Consider the following 1,034-nt stretch of genomic DNA (forward strand, 5'->3'; position numbering starts at 1 on the left):
GTCGCCGATCCTCTCCCCTGGCACCACACCCGCCACTGGATCGACATCGCGTCCGCCGCCCCACCGGCGTTGCGGCCCAACAGTCCCCGCGCTGCGACGGACACCCGCTCTGCGCGAAGGGGCAACGGCACCCCGATCGATGACTGGTCCTATGGGGTTGCCTGGCCCGTGCGACCGCTCCCCGATGCTCCGCCACCCGGCGGCGGTCGATGGCTGGTCGTGGGCGACACCGAGCTGACCGGCGAACTGGACCGCGTCGCCGGGTCCCAAATCGGCATCGAGGGCCTGGAGTCCGGCGCCCTCGCCGACGAAGAGGCACTGCACGGGGCGCTCAACGGTGTCGACCGCGTGCTCTACGCGCCGCCCGCCTCCGGAACGTCGGTCGCGGTCGCCTATCAGCTGTTCCACCACACCCGCCGGCTCACCGCGGCCATGGCGGCCGCCGCCACGCCAGCGAAGCTGTTCATCGTCACCCGCAACGGCCAACCGACCACCGAGGGCGACCGCGCCAACCCCGCACACGGGGCGCTGTGGGGCCTGGGACGCACCCTCGCACTCGAACACCCCGAAATCTGGGGCGGCATCATCGATCTGGACGGCTCGGTGCCCGCACAGGTGCTGACGCGCCTGGTGCTCGACGAGACCACCGGGGCGGACGGAGAGGACCAGGTCGTCTACCGCAACGGCGTGCGGCACGTGCCCCGGCTGCACGCTCATACGCTGCCCACCGAACCGGTGACGCTGGACACCGCCGCCAGCCAACTGGTCATCGGCGCCACCGGAAACATCGGCCCACACCTGATCCGTGAACTCGCCCGGATGGGCGCCGGGACCATCGTCGCGGTGTCGCGCAACCCCGGCCAGCGGTTGCGCGAGCTCGCCGACGGCCTCGCCGCGGCGGGAACCACCCTCGTCACAGTCGCCGCCGACGCCACCGACGAAACCGCGATGAGAGAACTGTTCGACCGGTTCGGCGCCGACCTGCCACCGCTGGAGGGCGTCTACCTGGCGGCATTCGCCGGCCAGCCGGTCCT

1 protein-coding gene is annotated in these 1,034 nt (G+C 72.0%); it reads left to right on the forward strand.

The features are described 5' to 3' along the window. A partial coding sequence (locus A5701_RS06295; RefSeq protein WP_156669948.1) for an SDR family NAD(P)-dependent oxidoreductase occupies positions 1-1,034 on the forward strand: 1,034 nt, incomplete at both ends.

This window comes from Mycobacterium sp. E3305 (genome assembly GCF_001666785.1).
Lineage (GTDB): Bacteria > Actinomycetota > Actinomycetes > Mycobacteriales > Mycobacteriaceae > Mycobacterium.